Origin of the sequence: Protofrankia sp. Cj3 (assembly GCF_917627355.1) — a bacterium.
In the GTDB taxonomy this organism is placed as follows: domain Bacteria; phylum Actinomycetota; class Actinomycetes; order Frankiales; family Frankiaceae; genus Protofrankia.
Genome location: NZ_CAKJTR010000244.1, coordinates 1 through 1,959, shown reverse-complemented (window position 1 = coordinate 1,959; position 1,959 = coordinate 1). Strand labels below are relative to the sequence as shown.

2 protein-coding genes are annotated in these 1,959 nt (G+C 66.3%); both read right to left on the bottom strand.

The features are described 5' to 3' along the window. Positions 1-321 precede the first annotated feature (321 nt). The gene (locus tag MJ783_RS21355; protein ID WP_239313205.1) at positions 322-738 is read right to left on the bottom strand and encodes a peptidase inhibitor family I36 protein; all 417 of its coding nucleotides are present in this window, start codon (positions 736-738) and stop codon (positions 322-324) included. 121 nt (positions 739-859) lie between these two features. Continuing rightward, positions 860-1,759, bottom strand: a complete 900-nt coding sequence (locus MJ783_RS21350) for a hypothetical protein (protein ID WP_239313203.1) — start codon at positions 1,757-1,759, stop codon at positions 860-862. Positions 1,760-1,959: the final 200 nt, after the last annotated feature.

Genomic DNA, 1,959 nt, shown 5'->3' with positions numbered 1-1,959 from the left:
CCGGAGATCGACCGGCAGGCCGGGTGCCCCACGGCCGAACGTCGCGTCCTCGCCCGAACGAAGTTCCCGCACGGCGGGCGTACCGGTCACCCGGTCACCACTCACAACATCGCCGGGAATCTGTACCACCACGGTGCCCACGTTTCCCCCGGAGTGCGACTGGCGTGATTACTCATCATCCGGTTGAGACGTCCCCCCAGCAACCTTTTGTCCGCGAGGGTATCGCGCGGGCCGGCTCCGAACTGTGGCCACCGACGGGTCTCCGCGGTGGCCACAGATGCCGGTAGCGGCACGCTGGCGGACGGCGTCGTTATGCTGGGATCAGCATGTCGAGTTGAGGACCCACTTGTGGCTTGCGATGTTGTTGTTGAGGGTCTCGCCGCCGCCGGTCCCGTTGTAGGGGAATGTATAGTAGCTAAGATCGGCGATGTATCCGCCCCGGCCTATGCACTTGCTGGCGCCGGAGTATCCGCTGCCCCAGTACACGTTCACGTCGTCATACGTCTCGGCGTAGCCGTTGTTCCACACCGACGAGGCCTGGTTGAGCATGTTGCCCCCCGGGGAGCAGGTCGACCAGTTGGAGTCGTCACCCTGCCAGGCGCAGTATGGGCCGCCGTAGTTGACGTCCCTCCAGGCGTAGAAGTTGCCGTCCGCCGCCTGGGCCGCAGCCAGGGGCGCTCCGGCGAAGGTGAGAGCAGCGAGGGCTGACACGATCGCCACTTTCCTGAGCTTTCTCATGAGATACCTCCCGTTGATGCAGAGCGAGTGGTGGTGGGGCCGGCGCAGGTCGAATGGTTGCCGGTCGATCGGCCGAGTCGCCGATGCCTGTCTCGCAGGCTCCGCGCCGCCTGTGGCGGCCCTATCCCTCCCCGGAGCGGCCGATATCGGCGAGGGCGGCGCGTGCGCGGGGCAGGGCCTCGTGTTCGAGGCGTGCCCGGGTGTCGACGTCCGTCTGGTGCTGTCGGGTTCTCTGGATTCGGTATTGTTCTTCCATCCGCTGCAGGTCCGTGGACATGCCCGTGCTGTGCGCGCACTCCGCCTCGGCGACCGCCGTTCGTATCTCCTGTGGGCGATCCGCGCTCTGCGGTGACCGGAGAAATGCCTCGCGGGCCTTCAGCGGGGTGAGGTAGTCGAAACCGCGGGCCTTCATGCAGGACGACCACCGTCGAACAGCCGATTCGAAGCGGTCGTCGGCGGTGACGTCAGCGCGCCACAGGGCAGTGAGGGAGTCGGTCACCGAGGTGACACGAAACCAGGAGGCCAAGTCCCCGTAGATTTCCTGTTGGGCCTGCGAGGTACAGCCGTCGGCAATCCGGCCCATGGTCACCCCGTCGGGGGTCCTGACCTCAAGCCGTGCCGCGGACTGCCGCCCGTTAAGGGCTTCCAGGGCACGTGCCTGCTCCGCCGGCGGCAAATTCTCGAAGTATCGCCTGTTGGGGTCGGCGGCGCGCAGCCGGCTGCGCTCGGCGTCGATGTCGCTTCCATACCCGTGCCGCGAAGCCCATTCGACGTCGTCGATCACGTAGGGAAAGTCGTGGTCCTCCGGCAGTGGCTGTCGGGGCACGGCCCACATCTCGAAGCCGTGGTCTTTCATACAGGAACGTGTCAGCATCTGCTCCGCCTCGTGCAGCACCTCCTTCTCCGGCTCGGTAAGGGGCTGCCCCCCGGCTACCTGACGAGGCTTGTGTGCACTGCAGGAAACCATCGCCAGCAGGGCTACCATGCCCACCATCAGGGCGACTGGTTGCCGAAGGCGCATGTCCCCTCCTTCAACCACGGGCCGGTGGCCCGCGAAAGGATTTCTCATTCCTGTCGCCACGGCACCGAACTATGCCGGCGATTCCGCTGGCCGCCATCCTGCGAGACGCCCGGTAGACAGGTGCGCCCTGGCGTGCTATCAGAACTCGGTCGTGCCCGCCCCCGGAATACCGGCTCGGTAAGAGCGCCCGGCAATAGGGG